This is a genomic window from Lysobacter sp. P5_C4 (assembly GCF_054049695.1).
On sequence record NZ_JBFULX010000011.1, the window covers coordinates 1 to 659 of the forward strand.

Below are 659 nucleotides of genomic sequence, written 5' to 3' on the forward strand. Positions count from 1 at the left end.
GCTTTCAGATATACGGACGAGCAATCGTTCAACTATTATGGAGAGTTTGATCCTGGCTCAGGACGAACGCTGGCGGCGTGCCTAATACATGCAAGTCGAGCGGATTTATCCTTCGGGATAAGTTAGCGGCGGACGGGTGAGTAACACGTAGGTAACCTGCCTATAAGACTGGGATAACTATCGGAAACGATAGCTAAGACCGGATAACTGGTTTTCTCGCATGAGAGAATTATGAAACACGGAGCAATCTGTGGCTTATAGATGGGCCTGCGGCGCATTAGCTAGTTGGTRRGGTAACGGCYYACCAAGGCGACGATGCGTAGCCGACCTGAGAGGGTGAACGGCCACACTGGGACTGAGACACGGCCCAGACTCCTACGGGAGGCAGCAGTAGGGAATCTTCCGCAATGGACGCAAGTCTGACGGAGCAACGCCGCGTGAGTGATGAAGGTTTTCGGATCGTAAAGCTCTGTTGCCCTAGACGAACAGCAAGAGGAGTAACTGCCTTTTGTGTGACGGTATAGGAGAAGAAAGCCCCGGCTAACTACGTGCCAGCAGCCGCGGTAATACGTAGGGGGCAAGCGTTGTCCGGAATTATTGGGCGTAAAGCGCGCGCAGGCGGTCAATTAAGTTGGGTGTTTAAGCCCGGGGCTCAACCC

General features: G+C 53.6%; 1 rRNA gene. It reads left to right on the forward strand.

The annotated features are described in order from the left end of the window. Window positions 1–34: 34 nt before the first annotated feature. A 16S ribosomal RNA gene (locus tag ACXJJ8_RS15400) occupies window positions 35–659 on the forward strand; the annotation flags it as partial.